This is a genomic window from Dyella telluris (assembly GCF_014297575.1).
Classification (GTDB): Bacteria; Pseudomonadota; Gammaproteobacteria; order Xanthomonadales; family Rhodanobacteraceae; genus Dyella; species Dyella telluris.
Genome location: NZ_CP060412.1, coordinates 1,409,793 through 1,427,559 on the forward strand (window position 1 = coordinate 1,409,793; position 17,767 = coordinate 1,427,559).

At 64.9% G+C, this 17,767-nt stretch carries 16 protein-coding genes; 7 read left to right on the plus strand and 9 right to left on the minus strand.

The window, feature by feature from the left end:
• Positions 1-56: 56 nt before the first annotated feature.
• Positions 57-1,355 (minus strand): homogentisate 1,2-dioxygenase, encoded by a 1,299-nt coding sequence (hmgA, locus tag H8F01_RS06480; RefSeq protein ID WP_187058198.1) that lies wholly within the window; start codon positions 1,353-1,355, stop codon positions 57-59.
• A 166-nt stretch (positions 1,356-1,521) separates the two neighbouring features.
• On the opposite strand from hmgA, the gene H8F01_RS06485 reads away from it, so the two are divergent.
• Positions 1,522-1,932, plus strand: coding sequence for a DUF5362 domain-containing protein (locus tag H8F01_RS06485; RefSeq protein WP_187058199.1), 411 nt, complete (start codon positions 1,522-1,524; stop codon positions 1,930-1,932).
• Between the two features lie 48 nt (positions 1,933-1,980).
• Here the strand turns inward: H8F01_RS06485 and hppD are convergent, their stop codons facing one another.
• The gene (gene hppD / locus H8F01_RS06490; RefSeq protein ID WP_187058200.1) at positions 1,981-3,078 is read right to left on the minus strand and encodes a 4-hydroxyphenylpyruvate dioxygenase; all 1,098 of its coding nucleotides are present in this window, start codon (positions 3,076-3,078) and stop codon (positions 1,981-1,983) included.
• Between the two features lie 92 nt (positions 3,079-3,170).
• Between hppD and H8F01_RS06495 the strand changes: the two genes are divergently transcribed.
• Complete coding sequence (locus H8F01_RS06495; protein WP_187058201.1) at positions 3,171-3,659, plus strand: MarR family winged helix-turn-helix transcriptional regulator; 489 nt, start codon at positions 3,171-3,173, stop codon at positions 3,657-3,659.
• A gap of 94 nt (positions 3,660-3,753) precedes the next feature.
• Here the strand turns inward: H8F01_RS06495 and H8F01_RS06500 are convergent, their stop codons facing one another.
• From H8F01_RS06500 to H8F01_RS06510, 3 genes are all read right to left on the minus strand, one after another.
• Entirely contained in the window at positions 3,754-5,262 is a 1,509-nt protein-coding gene (locus H8F01_RS06500) for a peptide MFS transporter (RefSeq protein WP_187058202.1), read from the minus strand.
• Positions 5,263-5,986: 724 nt separating this feature from the next.
• Positions 5,987-7,495 carry a peptide MFS transporter gene (locus H8F01_RS06505; RefSeq protein ID WP_187058203.1) on the minus strand — a complete coding sequence of 503 codons (1,509 nt, stop codon included), beginning with the start codon at positions 7,493-7,495 and terminating at the stop codon, positions 5,987-5,989.
• Between the two features lie 266 nt (positions 7,496-7,761).
• The gene (locus tag H8F01_RS06510; RefSeq protein ID WP_187058204.1) at positions 7,762-8,610 is read right to left on the minus strand and encodes a tryptophan 2,3-dioxygenase; all 849 of its coding nucleotides are present in this window, start codon (positions 8,608-8,610) and stop codon (positions 7,762-7,764) included.
• Between the two features lie 213 nt (positions 8,611-8,823).
• Here H8F01_RS06510 and pdhA point away from each other — a divergent pair, with 213 nt between their 5' ends.
• From pdhA to H8F01_RS06525, 3 genes are all read left to right on the plus strand, one after another.
• Positions 8,824-9,909, plus strand: coding sequence for a pyruvate dehydrogenase (acetyl-transferring) E1 component subunit alpha (gene pdhA / locus H8F01_RS06515; protein WP_187058205.1), 1,086 nt, complete (start codon positions 8,824-8,826; stop codon positions 9,907-9,909).
• A 3-nt stretch (positions 9,910-9,912) separates the two neighbouring features.
• Positions 9,913-10,893, plus strand: a complete 981-nt coding sequence (locus H8F01_RS06520) for an alpha-ketoacid dehydrogenase subunit beta (protein WP_187058206.1) — start codon at positions 9,913-9,915, stop codon at positions 10,891-10,893.
• 121 nt (positions 10,894-11,014) lie between these two features.
• Complete coding sequence (locus tag H8F01_RS06525; protein WP_187058207.1) at positions 11,015-12,394, plus strand: dihydrolipoamide acetyltransferase family protein; 1,380 nt, start codon at positions 11,015-11,017, stop codon at positions 12,392-12,394.
• A gap of 185 nt (positions 12,395-12,579) precedes the next feature.
• Here the strand turns inward: H8F01_RS06525 and H8F01_RS06530 are convergent, their stop codons facing one another.
• The gene (locus H8F01_RS06530) at positions 12,580-12,984 is read right to left on the minus strand and encodes a globin family protein (RefSeq protein WP_187058208.1); all 405 of its coding nucleotides are present in this window, start codon (positions 12,982-12,984) and stop codon (positions 12,580-12,582) included.
• 177 nt (positions 12,985-13,161) lie between these two features.
• Between H8F01_RS06530 and H8F01_RS06535 the strand changes: the two genes are divergently transcribed.
• Together H8F01_RS06535 and H8F01_RS06540 are read left to right on the plus strand one after the other, a co-directional pair.
• Positions 13,162-13,545, plus strand: a complete 384-nt coding sequence (locus tag H8F01_RS06535; RefSeq protein WP_187058209.1) for a VOC family protein — start codon at positions 13,162-13,164, stop codon at positions 13,543-13,545.
• A gap of 14 nt (positions 13,546-13,559) precedes the next feature.
• On the plus strand, positions 13,560-15,266 hold the full coding sequence (locus H8F01_RS06540; protein ID WP_187058210.1) for a SulP family inorganic anion transporter: 1,707 nt from the start codon (positions 13,560-13,562) through the stop codon (positions 15,264-15,266).
• A 115-nt stretch (positions 15,267-15,381) separates the two neighbouring features.
• Here the strand turns inward: H8F01_RS06540 and H8F01_RS06545 are convergent, their stop codons facing one another.
• Genes H8F01_RS06545 through H8F01_RS06555 form a run of 3 tightly spaced genes read right to left on the minus strand, consistent with a single transcriptional unit; the run spans position 15,382 to position 17,760 of the window.
• Positions 15,382-16,020 (minus strand): DUF6348 family protein, encoded by a 639-nt coding sequence (locus H8F01_RS06545; RefSeq protein ID WP_187058211.1) that lies wholly within the window; start codon positions 16,018-16,020, stop codon positions 15,382-15,384.
• A gap of 5 nt (positions 16,021-16,025) precedes the next feature.
• Entirely contained in the window at positions 16,026-16,358 is a 333-nt protein-coding gene (locus H8F01_RS06550; RefSeq protein WP_187058212.1) for a hypothetical protein, read from the minus strand.
• Between the two features lie 34 nt (positions 16,359-16,392).
• Complete coding sequence (locus H8F01_RS06555; RefSeq protein ID WP_187058213.1) at positions 16,393-17,760, minus strand: tryptophan--tRNA ligase; 1,368 nt, start codon at positions 17,758-17,760, stop codon at positions 16,393-16,395.
• Between the last annotated feature and the right edge of the window lie 7 nt (positions 17,761-17,767).

A 17,767-nucleotide genomic window follows, 5' to 3' on the forward strand; every position in this document is an offset into this window, starting at 1 on the left:
GGTGGCCGCGCCGTGGCGCGACCGAATCGTTCTTGGTTGATGCGGTGGTTCGGCGCTTACTTGCCGGTGAAGTGCTTCTGGATGCCCTGCCAGCACTCGTAGTAATTGCCCTGCAGCTCCGGCGAAGCCAGTGCCTGCTTCGTCGGATGGATCACGCGGCGCGTCTCGAACATGAAGGCCATCGTGCCAGTGATCACGTCCGGCTGCGACAGGTCGCGCGTCGAGGCCTTTTCATAGGTGGCGGCATCCGGGCCGTGGCCGCTCATGCAGTTGTGCAGCGAGGCGCCGCCCGGCGAAAAACCCTCGGCCTTGGCGTCGTAGGCACCAGTGATCAGGCCCATGAACTCGCTGGCGATGTTGCGGTGGAACCACGGCGGACGGAACGTGTGCTGCGCCACCAGCCAGCGCGGCGGGAAGATCACGAAATCCATGTTGCTCACGCCCTCGGTATCGCTGGCCGAGTGCAGCACCAGGAAGATGCTCGGGTCGGGGTGGTCGTAACTGATCGAGCCAATGGTATTGAAGCGACGCAGGTCGTACTTGTAAGGCGCGTAGTTGCCATGCCAGCCCACCACGTCCAGCGGCGAATGGTTGATGCCGGCACGCCACAGCTGGCCCTGGAACTTGGCGATCAGCTCGAACTGGCCTTCCACGTCCTCGTACGCGGCCACCGGCGTCAGGAAATCACGCGCGTTGGCCAGGCCGTTGCTGCCGATGGGGCCAAGGTCCGGCAGGCGCAGCAGCGCGCCGAAGTTTTCGGCGATATAGCCACGCGCGGTGCCGTCCAGCAGCTCCACGCGGAAACGCACGCCGCGCGGAATCACGGCGATCTCCAGCGGCTCCAGCTCGATCACGCCCATTTCGGTCGCCAGTTTCAGGCGCCCTTCCTGCGGCACGATCAGCAGTTCGCCGTCGGCGTTGTAGAAGTAGCGGCCCTGCATCGAGCGATTGGCCGCGTACATGTGGATGCCCACGCCCGTCTGATCGGCCGGGCTGCCGTTGCCGGCCACGGTGAACAGGCCGTCGATGAAGTCGGTGGGCTCGGTGGGCAGCGGGAACGGGCTCCAGCGCAACTGGTTCGGGTTGGCCGGCACTTCGTTGAAGCGATTGTGGAAGCGGCCCTCCGGCATCGCCTCGAACGGATGGTGCATGGCCGCCGGACGGATGCGGTACAGCCAGCTGCGCCGGTTGCTGTGGCGCGGCGCGGTGAACGCCGTGCCGGAGATCTGCTCGGCGTACAGGCCAAGCGGCGCGGCCTGCGGCGAGTTCTGCCCGTCAGGCAGCACGCCGGGCAAGGCCTCGGTGGCGAATTCGTTGGCGAAACCGGACTGGTACTGCTGCTTGCTGGCTGACATGGAAGCTCCGCGATCTGCCCGAGTGCGTGGGTCACTGCGCAACCTACGCGATCCTATTACTGTTGCCTGTGGGTCTAGCCTGAAATGCTTGCCTTACCACCGTTGGTCGCCTCACTCACTGGAAGAGGCGTTGTTCTTCGCTGCAACAACATCACAAGGAAACCGCATGTCCGACTCGTTCTCCTCGCTGGGTCAGGCCAGCACGGCCAGCCCGGCCAGCCCGGCCATCCAGGACCTCAGCCAGCCGCTTGCATCGGGCAAGGGGTGGATGAAGTTCGTGGGCGTCCTGTTCATCATCCAGGGTGCCCTTACCGCCCTTTCCATCGTTGGCATCATCATCGCCTGGCTGCTGATCTGGATCGGCGTGCTGCTGATGCAATCCGCCAATGCCATCGAACGCGCCCAGGTGAGCGGTGACGCCGCCGCACTGAAGGAAGCACTGGCCAGGCTGCGTACTTACTTCGTGATCCAGGCCGTGATGTTCATCGTCAGCATCGCCGCCATCGTGGTGTACATCGCCGTGGCCGGTGCGATGCTCGGCGCCATCCTTCCGCACGGCGGCGGCTGGGGACGCTGAGTCCACCGCACATGGCCGTCCCTTCCGGGCGGCCATGTGCGCCACGCTTTACAGCACGCCGCGCTTCATCTGGTCGCGTTCGATGGACTCGAACAGCGCCTGGAAGTTGCCTTCGCCGAAACCCTCGTTGCCCTTGCGCTGGATGATCTCGAAGAAGATCGGGCCGATGTTGTTCTGCGTGAAGATCTGCAGCAGCTTGCGCTGCTTGGTCTCCGGGTCGGCGTCGATCAGGATCTTGTTCTTCTTCAGGCGCGGCACGTCTTCGCCATTGTCGGGAATGCGCAGGTCGATCACATCGAAATACGTCTCCGGCGTGTCGAGGAACTCCACGCCCTTGGCGCGCATCGCTTCGACCGTGTCGTAGATATTGTCGGTGAACAGGGCGATGTGCTGGATGCCTTCACCGTGGTACGCGTCGAGGTATTCGTTGATCTGCGACTTGGGGTCGCTCGACTCGTTGAGCGGAATGCGCACGATGCCGTCCGGCGCGGTCATGGCCTTGGACACCAGGCCCGTCTTCGCGCCCTTGATGTCGAAGTAGCGGATCTCGCGGAAGTTGAACAGGCGCTCGTAGTAATCGGACCACTTCTGCATGTTGCCGAAGTAGAGATTGTGCGTGAGGTGGTCGATGAAGGTCAGGCCGAAACCCTTCGGGTTCTGGTCGGCGCCGGCGATCGGCTCGTAGTCGCCTTCGTAGATGCTGCCGTTGTCGCCGTAACGGTCGATCAGGTACAGCATGCAATCGCCGATGCCCTTCACGGCCGGCGCGTTCACCGCGCGCGACGCATGCGCCTTTTCGCTCACGGTTTCGCCACCGTTGCCCAGCACCACGTCATAGACCTCCTTCGCCGGCTTCTGGAAGCGGATGGCGAAACCCGCCGCACACGGGCCATGGGCCTGGGCGAACTCGGCGGCAAAGGAATTGGGGTCTTCGTTGACCAGCAGGTTCACACCGCCCTGGCGATATACCGTGATCGCACGCGACTTGTGCTTGAGCACCGCGCTGAAGCCCATGCTCTTGAACAGGTCATGCAGCTCGTGGCCTCGGCCTGCCGGGGCGGCAAACTCGACGAACTCGAACCCATTGATGCCCATGGGATTTTCGAAGGTGGTGACCTGCATGCCAAGATTGGGCTGCGCGCTCATGGGGCTCTCCTGATGGACTCGGTGCTCGATGGCCTACGCCAGGACTGCCCTAGCGTGCGACTATCGTGATAATCCTCGCGTTATAGTTACATATGAAACCATTTGCAAGGGGCGACGCAGCAGTGGCCGAAGAACACCATCCCGACCATGCACCGCTGGAGCTGGAAAATTTCCTGCCGTACCGGCTTTCCATCCTGTCCAACGCGGTCAGCCAGGCCATTGCCGACGACTATCAGCGCCGTTTTGACCTGAGCATGACGGAATGGCGCGTGATGGCCGTGCTGGGCCGTTTCGAGGGCCTGTCAGCCCGCGAGGTCGCCGAGCGCACCCTGATGGACAAGGTCGCCGTGAGCCGCGCCCTGTCGAAGCTGGTGGAAACGGGCTGGGTCACGCGCGCCACCCACGACGGCGACAAGCGCCGCTCCGTGCTTGGCCTGAGCGAGGCCGGCTGGGCCATCCACGAGGTCGTGGCACCCATGGCCCGCGAGCACGAGCGCCATCTGCTGTCCCATCTGGACGAAGAGGAGCGCAGCTGGCTGCTGCGCATCCTGGACAAGCTGCAGGCGATGGAACCGAAGTAAGGCGAGAAGTGAGTGGAGAGAAGTGAGGAGTTAGAGGAAGCCGGCTAGCCCGATGCATTTCTCTCACTTCTCACTACTCGTTTCTCACTCCTGCTTACTTCACCCCATGCATCAACCGGTTGATCAGCGGCGCGATCAGGAACAGCAGCGCGCCCGCACCCGCCAGCAACCAGAAGCTGAAGGTAAAACCGCTGAGCGCCGAGGCTACCGTCATGCCGGTTTTGCCACTCACGTGGCCCGCGAAGATGCCTGACAGGTTGTTGCCGATGCCGGTGGAGAGGAACCAGCCGCCCATGGCGAAGCCCACCAGGCGCACCGGTGCCAGCTTGGTCACCATCGACAGGCCGATCGGCGACAGGCACAGCTCGCCCAGCGTCTGCAGCACATAGACCAGCACCAGCGGCCAGAACGGGATCAGGTTGCGGCTGTCCACCAGGCTGGAGAGCGCATACATCAGCACGATGAAGGCCACCGCGTTGCCCAGCAGGCCCAGGCCGAACTTGCGCGGGATGGACGGCTCCAGGTTGCGCTTGTCCAGCCAGCCCCAGGCCAGCGACACGAACGGCGCCAGCAGCACCAGCGCCAGCGGCGCGACGGACTGGAACCAGCCCACCGGGAATTCCCAGCCGCCGAACATCTGGCGGTCCACGATGTTCTGCGCCAGGAAATTGAACGAGCTGCCGGCCTGTTCGTAGAACATCCAGAACAGCACGTTGAAGACAAAGATGATCAGCATCGCGAACACGCGGTTGCGCTGCACCTTGCCCTCGCGGAAACCCTCCACCAGCAACAGCAGCGACAGGCCCACGAACAGCACGGTGAGCATCCACTGCAACACGATGGCGCCCGCCTTGGCCATCACCAGGTACACCAGCGGAATGGCCAGCACGCAGCCGAGCAGCACATAGACCACGCGCATGCGGTTGGCCTGTTCCGGCGAAGGACGACCCACGCCCTTGAGCTGGCGGCGACCGATCCAGAACCACACCAGGCTGATCAGCATGCCGATGCCGGACGCCAGGAACACCAGCTTGTAGTTCTGCTGCATCGGCGTATCGGTGAAGTAGCTGGCCATCCAGCCGGTCACCAGCGGCGACACCAGCGCGCCCGCGTTGATGCCCATGTAGAACAGCGTGAAACCGCGGTCTCGCCGCGCATCACTCACCCCGTAAAGCTGCCCCACCATCGAGGAGATATTCGGCTTGAACAGGCCATTGCCCACGATCACCGTGGACAGGCCGAGCAGAAAGATCCGCTCGTCCGGCAGCATGATCATGAACAGGCCCGCCGACATCACTACCGCGCCGACCAGGATCGACCGCTGGTAACCGATGATGCGATCCGCCACGTAGCCACCGAACACTGCCGCCGCGTACACCAGCGCCAGGTAGGCGCCGTAGGTGCGGCTGGCGAAACCCTGTCCTGACGCATCGCCGTTGAAGAACTCCGCCACGATGTACAGCGTCAGCGCCCAGCGCATGCCGTAGAACGCGAAGCGCTCCCAGAACTCCGTCATGAAAAGCATCCACAACGGGCGCGGATGCCCCATGGTCTGCGGGTAATCGGGCACCGAAGGTGCGGTGACGGCGTTCGTGTCGCTCATGCAAACCCCATGAAGGCAGAAGTGGCACTCGCGTGCCGGTCGAAAGTTTTTGCGAACCCGAAGATGTAACCGGCGACCGCCGGGCCCGTCAAATGCACCGCACCATACCAAGTCCCCGGCGCGCCACATAACTGCGGCTGCCCGACACATGCTCTGGCTCTGGCTCTGGCTCTGGCTCCGGCTCCGGCTCTGGCTTTTGACCTTCGAGCCCCCTTGAGGGCGGTGAGGGGCGGACGATCAGGCCCCGCAGGGGTGTCGGGCAGGAGCCCGGCACTTTTCGCTGGGGCAGGAGCCCCATCGAAAAGCCCGGCCGGCCCTCACGGACTGGCCGGCTTTATCGGCCAGCGCCTGATGGGGGTGCCCTTCTCTTTGGTTACTTTCTGACGCGAAGCTAATCCCCGTGGGACTTGGGCAAGCAAGAGAAAGTGACCCGGCCTCCGGCAGGAGGTCGGAACGCCCGCTGCGTCCCACGGGGACTAGCTTCGCGTCGTAAGCGGCCAGGTCGCTGGAACGTGCGAGGCCAAAGGCTAAGAAGTCACTGGATCCCTGCTTTCGCAGGGGTGACGGTGAGGGGAATATGACGATGAGGGAAATATGACGGTGAGGCGGATATAGCGTGAGGCTAGGTTGCCCCCCTCACCCCAACCCTCTCCCCGGAGGGGAGAGGGAGCAAAGAGCATGGCGTACCCACCACGCCCTCCCTCATCAGCAAACAAAACCCGACTCACCGCACCCCGTGCATCAACCGGTTGATCAACGGCGAGATCAGCAGCAACAACACGCCCGCCCCCGCCAACAACCAGAAACTGAAGGTAAACCCGGAAAGCGCCGAGGCCGCCGTCATGCCGCTCTCACCGCTGATCTGCCCTGCCAACAAGCCAGACAGATTGCCGCCCACCGCCATCGACAGAAACCAGCCACCCATCGCCACGCCCACCAGGCGCGGCGGCGCCAGCTTGGTCACCATCGACAGGCCAATCGGCGACAGGCACAGCTCACCGATGGTCTGCAGCACGTAGCAGGCGGTCAGCGGCCAGAACGGGATCAGCCCGTGGCTGTCGATCGAATAGGTCAGCGCATACATCAGGGTGGTGAAACCCAGGCCGTTGAACACCAGGCCCAGGCCGAACTTGCGCGGAATCGAAGGCTCCTTGTGGCGCTTGGCCAGCAGCGACCACACCTGCGTCACCAGCGGGGCCAGCACGATGATGGCGATCGGGCTCACCGACTGGAACCAGCCCACCGGGAACTCCCAGCCGCCGAACATCTGGCGATCGACCATGTTCGCCGCCAGGAAATTGAACGACGTGCCCAGCTGGAAATACATCATCCAGAACAGGATGTTGAAGGCGAAGATGATCAGCATGGCGATCACCCGCTCCAGCTGCACCCGGTCATGGCGGATCGCCTCCACGATCAGCATGGCCGCCACGCCCACGAACAGCAGGCTGAGCAGCCACTGCAGGCCATTGGCGCCGATGAAGGCGAACAGCAGGTAGACCAGCGGCACCGCCACGGCCACGGCCACCAGCACCCACACCACGCGCATGCGGCTGGCGGCATCCGGCGCCGGTCGGCCCACGTTCTTCAGGCCGCGACGGCCAAACCAGAACCACAACAGGCTCAACACCATGCCAACGCCGGCAGCGCCGAACACGATCCGGTAGTTCTCCTGCGTCGGCGTGTCGGTGAAGTAGCCGGCCAGCCAGCCGGTGAGCAGCGGCGCCAGCAACGCGCCACCGTTGATGCCCATGTAGAACAACGTGAATCCGCGATCGCGGCGTTCGTCCTTCGGCCCGTAAAGCTGGCCAACCATCGACGAAATATTCGGCTTGAACAGGCCATTGCCCACCACGACCATGGCCAGGCCCAGCAGGAACAGCGGCTTGCTCGGCAGCATCACCACGAACAGGCCAGCCGCCATTACGGCCGCACCGATCAGGATGGAACGCTGGTAGCCGATGACCTTGTCGGCCACGTACCCACCGAAAATGCTGGTGGCGTAGATCAGTGCGGTATACGCACCATAGATCTTGCTGGCCCACGCCTCACCGGCTGGGTCGCCGTTGAAGAAGTGCGCCACGATATAAAGCGCCAGAGCCCAGCTCACGCTGTAGAACGCGAAGCGCTCCCAGAACTCCGTCATGAACAACATCCACAACGGGCGCGGATGCCCAAGCATCTGCGGGAAATCGGGCGCGGACGCGGGTGCGGTCTCGGCGGTGTTGCTCATGCATGTCCCCTTGGAAGCGAAGCGGCGCAAGGTGCGCCGCAAAAAATTTCCGAACAGCCCGTCCGCGTGCAGGCCAGCTGCCCATACATCGACACAGACTCCAGTCTTACCCCACCGTCATTCCCGCGAAGGCGGGAATCCAGTGACTTTTAACGTGTGAAGAACAAAGGCGCTGGATTCCCGCTTTCGCGGGAATGACGGTGAGGGGTACCGTCATTCCGCAGATCCTGCAACGACTCAGCAGTGCCAACGGCAGACAACCCTCATCACGCCCCCAACTCCGTCCGCACATCCAGCAGCTCCGGAAAAAACTCCAGGTCCAGCGCCTTCTTCAGGAACGCCACGCCCGAGGAACCACCCGTGCCGCGCCGGCGTCCGATGATCCGTTCCACGGTTTTCATATGGCGGAAACGCCACATCTGGAAACTCCCTTCCACATCCACCAGTTGCTCGCACATGTGGTACTCGGGCCAGAACGTCGACCGGTTTTCGTAAATGCGCTTGAGCACGGGCAGCAAACCCTCATGCCGCCGGTAAGGCTGCGACCAGTCGCGCTGGGTCAGCTCGGCCGGCACGGCGTGGCCGCGGCGCGCCAGGTGGCGCAGGAACTCGTCGTACAGGCTGGGCGCTTCGAGCACCTCGCGCAGCGTGGCCTGCGCTGCCGGGTCGTACGCAAACACCTGAAGCATCTGGGCATTCTTGTTGCCCAGCAGGAATTCGATCTGCCGGTACTGCAGCGACTGGAAGCCCGACGAAGAACCCAGCACCCCGCGAAACTCCAGATATTCCGAGGGCGTCAGCGTTTCCAGCACCGCCCACTGCTCGAACAACTGGCGCTGCACCTGCTTCACCCGCGCCAGGATCTTCAGGCATGGATCGATCTCATCCCGGCACAGGTGCGCCACCGCGGATTTCAGCTCGTGGATGATCAGCTTCATCCACAGCTCCGACACCTGGTGCTGCACGATGAAAAGCATCTCATCGTGATGCGGCGGATCGCTCAGGGGCTGCTGGGCCGTCAGCAGCTGGTCCAGCCGCAGGTAGCCCCCGTAGGTCAGCCGCCCGTTCAGGTCGAGTTCGATGCCGGCCTCAAGGTCGCGCTGGTTCTCGGTCATGTCGGTCCGGGGTGCGGAAAAGCCGCATGGTAACCCGTGCCGGGGCCGACCCCGTACGAGCGCGCATGCTGCGCTGTGCCTTGCGGCGCAACATGCCCCCCTGTAACAATTTCTGTCTTGCTCAGGGCTTTACGTTCGCTGCAGGCCCCACTGGATGGGCCGCCGACGCCCGGCACCCCAAATCCCCACCATTACTCACTCCGGGAGCGAGTCGTGTCCATCGCCGCCAAGTTTGAAATCGAATACCTCCAGTATCTCGATGCTGAAGGCAAGCAGGTCCGTGACGACCTGCCCGAGTTTGCCAAGGACCTCGACCACATGGTCGAGCTCTACAAGCTGATGATGTCCACCCGCGTGTTCGACGCGAAGTCGGTGGCCCTGCAGCGCACCGGCAAGCTCGGCACCTATGCCAGCTGCCTCGGCCACGAGGCCGCTCACGTGGGCATCGGCAGCGCCATGAAGCCCGAAGACGTGTTCGCACCCAGCTACCGCGAATACGGTGCACAGCTGTACCGCGGCGTGCAGCCGCGCGAGGTGTACATGTACTGGGGCGGCGACGAGCGCGGCAACGACTACCAGAAGGAACCGGCACGCCACGACTTCGCCTGGTCGGTGCCGATTGCCACGCAGTGCCTGCACGCCGCCGGCTCCGCGCTGGCGTTCAAGATCCGCAACGAGAAGCGCGTGGCCGTGTGCACCATCGGTGACGGTGGTTCGTCCAAGGGCGACTTCTACGGCGCCATCAACATCGCCGGCGCGCAGAACCTGCCGCTGGTCGCGGTGATCGTGAACAACCAGTGGGCCATCTCGGTGCCGCGCAAGATCCAGTCGGGCGCACCCACGCTGGCGCAGAAGGGCATTGCGGCCGGCCTGCACTGCATCCAGGTGGACGGCAACGACATCATCGCCGTGCGCAAGGCCATGGGCGATGCCCTGGACCGCGCGCGCAACGGCGAAGGCGGCGCGGTGCTGGAGCTGGTGACCTATCGCCTCTCCGACCACACCACCGCCGACGATGCCCGCCGCTACCGTGGCGAGCAGGAAGTGAAGGACGCCTGGGCGAAGGAGCCGATGAAGCGCCTGCGCAACTGGCTGGTGGCCAAGGGCGTGTGGGACGACGCCAAGGAAGAAGCCTGGAAGAACGAGTGCGACGAGTGGATGGACAACGAGGTCAACGCTTACCTCGAAACCAAGACCCAGCCCGTCACGGCGATGTTCGACTACACCTTCGCCGAAGTTCCCGCCGATCTCGCCAAGCAGCGCGATTACGTTCTTTCGCTTGAGAAGAAGGGCCACTAAGCCATGGCACAGATCACCCTTATCGAAGCCGTCACCCAGGCGCTCGCCTATGAAATGGCGCACGACGAAAGCGTCGTGGTGCTGGGCGAAGACGTGGGCGTCAACGGCGGCGTGTTCCGCGCCACCCAGGGCCTGCAGGAAAAGTTCGGCGAACTGCGCGTACTCGACACGCCGCTGGACGAAACCACCATTGCCGGTGTCACCGTGGGCATGGCCGCCCAGGGCATGAAGCCGGTGGCCGAAGCGCAGTTCGAAGGCTTCATCTACCCGATGATGGAGCAGATCGCCTGCCACGCCGCCCGCCTGCGCAACCGCACGCGCGGCCGCATCACCGTGCCGGCCGTGTGGCGTGCACCGTGGGGCGGTGGCATCCGCGCACCGGAACATCACTCCGAGGCGAACGAGCACCTGTTCACCAACATCCCGGGCCTGCGCGTGGTCATGCCGTCGTCGCCGGCGCGTGCCTACGGCCTGCTGCTCGCCGCCATCCGCGATCCGGATCCGGTGATGTTCTTCGAGCCCAAGCGCATCTACCGCCAGTACAAGGAAGAAGTGCCCGATGACGGCGAGGCACTGCCGCTGGACGTGTGCTTCGTGCTGCGCGACGGCACCGACGTCACCATCGTCACCTGGGGTGCCCAGGTGAAGGAAGCGCTGGAAGCCGCCGACGAACTCGCCGCCGAAGGCATCAGCGCCGAAGTGATCGACGTGGCCACGCTGACCCCGCTGGACTTCGACACCATCGCCGAATCGGTGCAGAAGACCGGCCGCTGCGTGATCGTGCACGAAGCCCCCAAGACCGCCGGCTTTGGCGCGGAAATCGCCGCGCGCATCGCCGAGGAATGCCTGTACGACCTGCTGGCGCCGGTCGAGCGCGTCACCGGCTTCGACACGCACATTCCGCTGTTCCGCCTGGAAATGAAGTACCTGCCGAGCACCGAGCGCGTGGTGGAAGCCGCCAAGCGCACGATGGCCGCCAGCTAAACTGTCTTTTGATCGTCGTCCCTGCGAAAGCAGGGACCCAGCGCCTTTGAACGACACTGGATCCCTGCTTTCGCAGGGATGACGGAAATGAAATTCTCCGCCTGACCACGGAATTCCGAACATGGCCGACATCAAGACTTTCTACCTCCCCGACCTCGGCGAAGGCCTTCCCGACGCCACCATCGTCGAGTGGCACGTTAAGGAAGGCGACAACATCAAGCTCGACGCACCGCTGTGCTCGATGGAAACGGCCAAGGCCGTCGTTGACGTGCCCTCCCCGTACACCGGCAAGGTGACCAAGCTGCACGGCGCCGCCGGCGACATCATCGAGACCGGCGCCGCGCTGGCCGAGTTCGAGCCCGACCCGAACGCCAAGCAGCGTGCCGAGGCCGAATCCACCGGCCATCACCACGGCCCCAAGAAGGGCGCCGGCAGCGCCGCTGCCGAGCCGAAGAAGGTCGTCGCTTCCGATGAAGGCGGCGAGATCGACAACGGCACGTCCGATCGTGAAGACGAAGGCACCGTGGTCGGCGCCATGGTCTCCGGCAGCCACGTGCACGTGGAGCAGGCCTCCAGCGTCGGCGGCGTGAAGGCCGTGCCGGCGGTGCGTGCGCTCGCCAAGAAGCTCAAGATCGACCTGACCCGCGTCAAGCCGACCGGCGCCGACGGCGTGGTCACCCTGGCCGACGTGAAGAACGCCGCCGCCAACGGCAGTGCCGCGCTGGGCGCCGCCCCGGCCCGCAGCGTGCCGGCCTCGGCCGGTCGCCACCTCGCCCCGCAGCTGCCCGAGCCCGAGCCGGCCCGCACGGCCACCTCGCTTGCCGGCAAGCCGGTGCGCACGGCTCCGCCGAGCGTGCAGGCCAGCGGCCAGCCGGAACAGCTCAAGGGCGTCCGCCGCAACATGGCGCGCGTGATGGCCGAAGCCCACGCCAACGTGGTGCCGACCACCCTGGTGGACGACGCCGACCTGCACGCCTGGATCGGCAAGCAGGACATCACCGCCCGCCTGATCCGCTCCATCGTGGTGGCGTGCAAGACCGTGCCGGCGCTCAACGCCTGGTTCGACGGCAAGAACCTCACCCGCACGCTGCACCCGCACGTGGACATCGGTATTGCCGTGGACACCGAGGAAGGCCTGTTCGTGCCGGCCCTGCGCAACGCCGACGTGCTCGACGGCGCCGGTATCCGCGCCGCCATCAAGCGCCTGCGCACGTCGGTGGAAGATCGCACCATCCCGGCGTCGGAGCTCTCCGGCTACACCATCAGCCTGTCCAACTTCGGCATGTTCGCCGGTCGCTACGCCACGCCGGTCGTCGTGCCGCCGTGCGTCGCCATCATCGGCGCCGGCAAGCTGAGCCATGACGTAGTGGCGGTGATGGGCGGCATCGAAGTGCATCGCCGCATGCCGATCTCGCTGACCTTTGACCACCGCGCCGCCACCGGCGGTGAAGCCGCGCGCTTCCTCAAGGCGCTGCTGGACGATTTGTCGCTGCCGAACTAAGGCGACACGTTCCACGAAAAAGCCCCGGCATGCCGGGGCTTTTTTTATGTAAGCGACTCGGAGTCATTTCCCCGGCCCGACAACATCCGTATCCCTCACCGTCATTCCCGCGAAGGCGGGAATGACGGTGAGGGAGATTGAGGGTGCGTGAACGTGGACGTTCACGATGGATATCGAACCGCCACTCAATACCGCTCCACAAAATGCCTCATCGTGTGATCCAGCGCCTTCCTCCAGCGCTGCTCCAACGCCGGATCACATGCCGGGTCATACTCGCGTATCGCCACCAGCAGGCTCTGTGTCCAGTACGGATACAGCGCGGGTGGAACAGGTGCGTGACCGCCGCGACTATGCGCGCACGCCACAGTCTCCATCGTGCGCTCGCTCAACCGGCTGCCGCCCGCATGCGCAATCGCAGCGGTGATGCCACGGCGCAGGGCGATGTGCTGCTTGCTGAAGTCGGTGTCATGGAACAGCGCCGGCACGTCCGGATGGCTGCCCATGAAGATCTCGTAGAACCGGGCAATGAATTTTCCGTGCTGCAGGCAACGACCGTAGCTGGTCTGCAGATCGTCGAAGGTGTCGCTCATGCGTGCTCCATCCTGGGCGCGAAGTGTCTCAAGCGCGGGCAAGCTATCACGCAGCAAGCCCCCGCCCGCCCAGGCATGGGGCCGCAGGCAGATGACCTGCCAAAGGCACGCTGCGTTGACGACGCATGCACTCGCCAGCGCTATAGGATCGGCTCACGCCCTTCGCAGGAGCTCGCCATGCACCACAGCCGGCTGTGCACCCTCGTGCTCGATTGCAGGACAGACGACCTGTCGCAAGCCGCCACCTTCTGGAGCCACGCGCTGGGCAAATCCATCGTCACGCTGGACCAGGATGGCGACGGCAAGTACGCCGAACTCGCCACCGAGGACGACGAGCCGATCATCCTGCTGCAGCGCGTGGAGCACGAAAGCCGCGTGCACCTGGATATCGAGACGGACAACCTCGAGGCCGAAGTGGCGCGACTGGAAAAGCTCGGCGCCAAACGCGTGGCCTTCGCCCACGAGCGCTGGTGGGTACTGGAAGCGCCGAGTGGCCATCGCTTCTGCGTGGTGCGCCCGCAGCGCGAGCGTTTCGGGCCCCACCTCAATCGCTGGGAGTGATGCAGAGCCAACCGATGAGCACCTTCCTGCGTCGCCACATGCCGGGCCTGGAACAACTGCTGCACTATCGGCGCGAATGGCTGCGAGCGGACCTGACGGCCGGCCTGTCGGTGGCGGCGGTGGCGCTGCCGATCAGCATTGCCTATGCACAACTGGCCGGCTTCAGCCCCGTCATTGGCCTGTACAGCACCGTGCTGCCGATGATCGCGTATGCGCTGTTCGGCTCGTCGCGACAGCTGATCGTGGGTCCGGATGCCGCCACCTGCGCCATGCTGGGCGCCACGTTGATGCCACTGGCCGCGCCGGGCAGCGAGCAGTACCAGGCCTATGCCATGTCGCTCACGCTGATCACCGGCGTGCTGTGCGTCGTGGCCGGCCGGTTCCGGCTGGGTTTTCTCGCGGATTTCCTCTCCCGCCCCATCCTTGTCGGCCTGCTCAATGGCGTCGCCGTCACCATCCTGGTGGGCCAGTCCGGCAAAGCGCTGGGCCTCGCCTTGCAGGGCAAGGACACGATCAGTCAGGCGCTGTCACTCATGGCGCTGCTGCCCCGCACGCACTGGCCCACGGCCCTGCTGTCTGCCGGCACGTTCGTGTTGTACTTCGTGATGAAGGCGGTGTGGCCGCGCGGCCCCGCTGCGCTGATCGCACTGGCGGGCGCGGTCATCGCCACCTGGGTACTGCGGCTGGGCGCGAAAGGCGTCGCCGTGGTCGGCGCCCTGCCCTCCGGCCTGCCGGTGTGGGTCGCGCCCGCGTTGCCGCACGAGTTGTTCGGCACGCTGTTCCCGGCGGCAGGCGCTCTGGTGCTGGTCACCTTCAGCAGCGGCATGCTGACCGCGCGCAGCTTTGCTTCGAAGAACGGCTATCAGGTCAACGGCAACCAGGAGTTTCTTGCACTGGGCCTGTCGCACCTGGCTAGCGCTGCCTGCCAGGGCTTCGCCGTCAGCGGCTCCAGCTCGCGCACGGCGGTAAACGATGCCTCGGGCGGCAAGACCGGGCTGGTGTCGATCATCGGCGCGCTGGCCATCCTGCTGGTGATGGCCTTCTTTACGGGCCTGCTGGCGATGCTGCCGCTGGCGGCGCTGAGCGCCATCCTGATGGCGGCGGCACTCAGCCTTATCGATCTGGGCGGCCTGCGCGAGCTGCGCCGTTTCAGCCGCAGCGAGCACGTGATCGCCTGGGGCACGGTGGCCGGCGTGGTGTTGTTTGGCGTGATGTCCGGCATCCTGCTGGCCGTGGCGATGGCCTTGCTGCATTTCCTGTCGCAGGTGGCACGGCCTGCGGAGCAGCAGTTCGGGCAGATCAGCGGGCAGGCGGGCTTCTACGAGCTGGCGCATTACCCAGAAGCGCGGGCCATTCCCGGCGTGCTGATCTACCGCTTCGAATCGCCGCTTACCTTCTTCAACGCCGACTACTTCCGCGGCCGCATCGAAGCGCTGGCACGCGAGCAGCATCCGCACTGGGTGGTGATCGATGCCATTTCGATGACCAAGAACGACATCACTGGCTTCCTCGCCATCGATGAGCTGCGCCGCTCGCTGGACAAGCAAGGCATCCAGCTGGTGATTGCTGGACGCACCGCCCAGTTGATCAAGCGCATGACGCGCGCAGGATTGCCGCCGGAACGCACCGGCATCCTGTATTTCCCGTCACGGCAGGCCACGCTGGCTGCGTATCGGCAGCGTTATGGCGATGCGCCGCCGGAGGACCACCTACCCTTGTAGGAGCGCACTTGTGCGCGACCGGGGAGTCTCGTCAGTTCCGCCCTGTAGGTTTGTCGCGCACAAGTGCGCTCCTACAGGGACGCCGAAAATCCCCGACTTTCGGAGAGCAGGGGACTCAGTAATCCCGGATATCCAGCGCAATGAATCCGCGCACGCTGTAGCCCTCGCCCGCCGGCCACGGCAGTGCAGCCAACAAGCGATCGCCCGCCGGCCACGGCGCGTTGTCGAGCAGGGCTTCGGCGCTCACCGCGCCATCGTCGCCACGACGATAGAACAGGCGCACCCAGTGCAGCTCGGGGTTCAGTGCCTCGTTCTGCAGCGCCGCGCGCAGCGCCGGCATCAACTCGGCGGGCGGCGCGATGCCTTCCTTGCTGGACAGCCACGGCCCCACGAACACGTCCCACGTGCGGATGCCGAAATCCCAGCCATGCAGATCCATGCGGCGGTCGTCGGTGACATACCAGCACGCGGCCAGCAGCACATGAAACGCACCGTGCTCGAATGCCTTGAGCGCATCGAGGCAGCCGGCTTCGCCGCCACCCACGCCCGCAAAACTTTCTTCGATATGGCGGTCTTCGCTGAGCACCACATCCACGTCCAGGCGTCCGGGTTCGCCCGCAGCGCCTTCAAACCAGCTGGCGCGCACGGCGGGGAAATCGCCGTCGGTCATCAGCCATTCTTCATCCGGCTCCAGTTCGACGTCATGGCGTTCGAACAGCCGCAGGAGGTAACGCTGGAGTTCTGTGTCTTGCATGATGATTACCCTTGACGCGCCTGCGGTCGCCACACCAGCTGGCGCACGATCAGCGCCAGCACCAACACTACGACGCAGGCGCCGTAGCCATACAAGGCCGGCAATACCTGCTGCCAGATCGCACCACTGGCCGGGCCATACTGGCCGACTACGGGCACGGCGGCAGTATCGAACGCACGGCCGGCGCATTCCACCGCCGCAAAGGCGGCAAGCAGCAGCGCGGCCACATCGAAACAACGGCGCATGCGCGTGCGCGGCAGGCTCTTGGGATAGGCCCAGAAGGCCCACCCCAGGATGAGCAGCCAGGGCGCAAGCAACAGGATGGCCAGATAACGCATGCGTCAATTCACTCCCTGAAAGGCCACGCGGCCCTTAGTCCTGCGCCGCGAGCTGGTCGAGCGCGCCGCGCAGGCGGATCAATGCTTCATCGCGCGCCTGCTCGCCGTCGTAGGCGGGCGTGGCGCCGACTTCCTCACCGTCGATCTCCAGCACCAGCGCCTGCGGCTGCACCTGCAGCACGGCGGCGACGCTGCCCAGATCCTTGATGCGCTTCTGCATGGCACCCGCGGCCTTCGGATCGGCGAACGAACGCGACAGCAGCAGCTCCTCGCCCTCCGAGGAGAACAGGCGGAAGCGGAAGCTGCCGTCCCCATCGCGGAAGCTGGCAAAACGCGCACCCTTGCCACCCTTGGCTGCCGCTGCCTTCGGCGCGTTCGCCTGCGGCGCCACGGACGTTCCCGAGCGCAGGCCAATGGCATCGCGCAGCTCGGCCACCTTGGGCCCGGCAATGGCGCGTGCCTTCTTGGCTCCTTCCTGCAGGATCTCCTCGATCACCGCCGGGCGCGCGATCAGCGCGTCGTAGCTCTCACGCATCGGCGCCACTTCCACTTCCAGGCGCTCGAACAGCACCTGCTTGGCTTCGCCCCAGCCGATGCCATCCACCAACGCCTGGCGGAACGCGGTGGATTCGGCCTCGCTGGCAAACGCGCGGAAGATGGTGAACAGCGAGGAGCTGTCCGGATCCTTCGCCTCGCCCGGCAGGCGCGAGTCGGTGACGATGCGCATGATGGCGTCGCGCAGGTGCTTCTGCCCGCCCGCGAACAGCGGGATGGTGTTGTCGTAGCTCTTGGACATCTTGCGGCCATCCAGGCCCGGCAGCGTGGCCACCTGCTCTTCGATCACCACTTCCGGCAGCGCGAAGAACTCGCGGCCGTAGATATGGTTGAAGCGCTGCGCGATGTCGCGCGCCATTTCGATGTGCTGGATCTGGTCGCGGCCCACCGGCACCTTGTTCGCGTTAAAGGCGAGGATGTCCGCCGCCATCAGCACGGGGTACATGTACAGGCCCGCGGTGACGCCCGCATCCGGGTCTTCGCCCGCTTCGGTGTTCTTGTCCACCGAGGCCTTGTAGGCATGCGCACGGTTGAGCAGGCCCTTGGCGGTGACGCAGGTGAGAAACCAGGTCAGCTCCGGGATTTCCGGGATATCGGACTGGCGATAGAAGGTGACCTTCTGCGGATCGAGGCCGGCGGCCAGCCAGGTGGCGGCAATTTCCAGTCGCGAACGCTCGATGCGCGCCGGATCGTCGCTCTTGATCAGCGCGTGGTAGTCGGCCATGAAGTAGAACGCATCGACGTCGTCGCGCCGGCTCGCGGCCACGGCCGGGCGGATGGCGCCGACATAGTTGCCAAGGTGCGGCGTGCCGGTGGTGGTGATGCCGGTAAGTACGCGGGTCTTCATGGTCTCG

Coding starts and splice junctions, on each gene's coding strand:
- H8F01_RS06550 (WP_187058212.1), bottom strand. CDS start 16,358: ATGCGTTATCTGGCCATCCTGTTGCTTGCGCCCTGGCTGCTCATCCTG.
- hppD (WP_187058200.1), bottom strand. CDS start 3,078: ATGAGCGCGCAGCCCAATCTTGGCATGCAGGTCACCACCTTCGAAAAT.
- H8F01_RS06520 (WP_187058206.1), top strand. CDS start 9,913: ATGGCACAGATCACCCTTATCGAAGCCGTCACCCAGGCGCTCGCCTAT.
- H8F01_RS06530 (WP_187058208.1), bottom strand. CDS start 12,984: ATGAGCGACACCTTCGACGATCTGCAGACCAGCTACGGTCGTTGCCTG.
- H8F01_RS06555 (WP_187058213.1), bottom strand. CDS start 17,760: ATGAAGACCCGCGTACTTACCGGCATCACCACCACCGGCACGCCGCAC.
- hmgA (WP_187058198.1), bottom strand. CDS start 1,355: ATGTCAGCCAGCAAGCAGCAGTACCAGTCCGGTTTCGCCAACGAATTC.
- H8F01_RS06510 (WP_187058204.1), bottom strand. CDS start 8,610: ATGACCGAGAACCAGCGCGACCTTGAGGCCGGCATCGAACTCGACCTG.
- H8F01_RS06545 (WP_187058211.1), bottom strand. CDS start 16,020: ATGCAAGACACAGAACTCCAGCGTTACCTCCTGCGGCTGTTCGAACGC.
- H8F01_RS06540 (WP_187058210.1), top strand. CDS start 13,560: ATGAGCACCTTCCTGCGTCGCCACATGCCGGGCCTGGAACAACTGCTG.
- H8F01_RS06485 (WP_187058199.1), top strand. CDS start 1,522: ATGTCCGACTCGTTCTCCTCGCTGGGTCAGGCCAGCACGGCCAGCCCG.
- H8F01_RS06525 (WP_187058207.1), top strand. CDS start 11,015: ATGGCCGACATCAAGACTTTCTACCTCCCCGACCTCGGCGAAGGCCTT.
- H8F01_RS06505 (WP_187058203.1), bottom strand. CDS start 7,495: ATGAGCAACACCGCCGAGACCGCACCCGCGTCCGCGCCCGATTTCCCG.
- H8F01_RS06535 (WP_187058209.1), top strand. CDS start 13,162: ATGCACCACAGCCGGCTGTGCACCCTCGTGCTCGATTGCAGGACAGAC.
- H8F01_RS06500 (WP_187058202.1), bottom strand. CDS start 5,262: ATGAGCGACACGAACGCCGTCACCGCACCTTCGGTGCCCGATTACCCG.
- H8F01_RS06495 (WP_187058201.1), top strand. CDS start 3,171: ATGAAACCATTTGCAAGGGGCGACGCAGCAGTGGCCGAAGAACACCAT.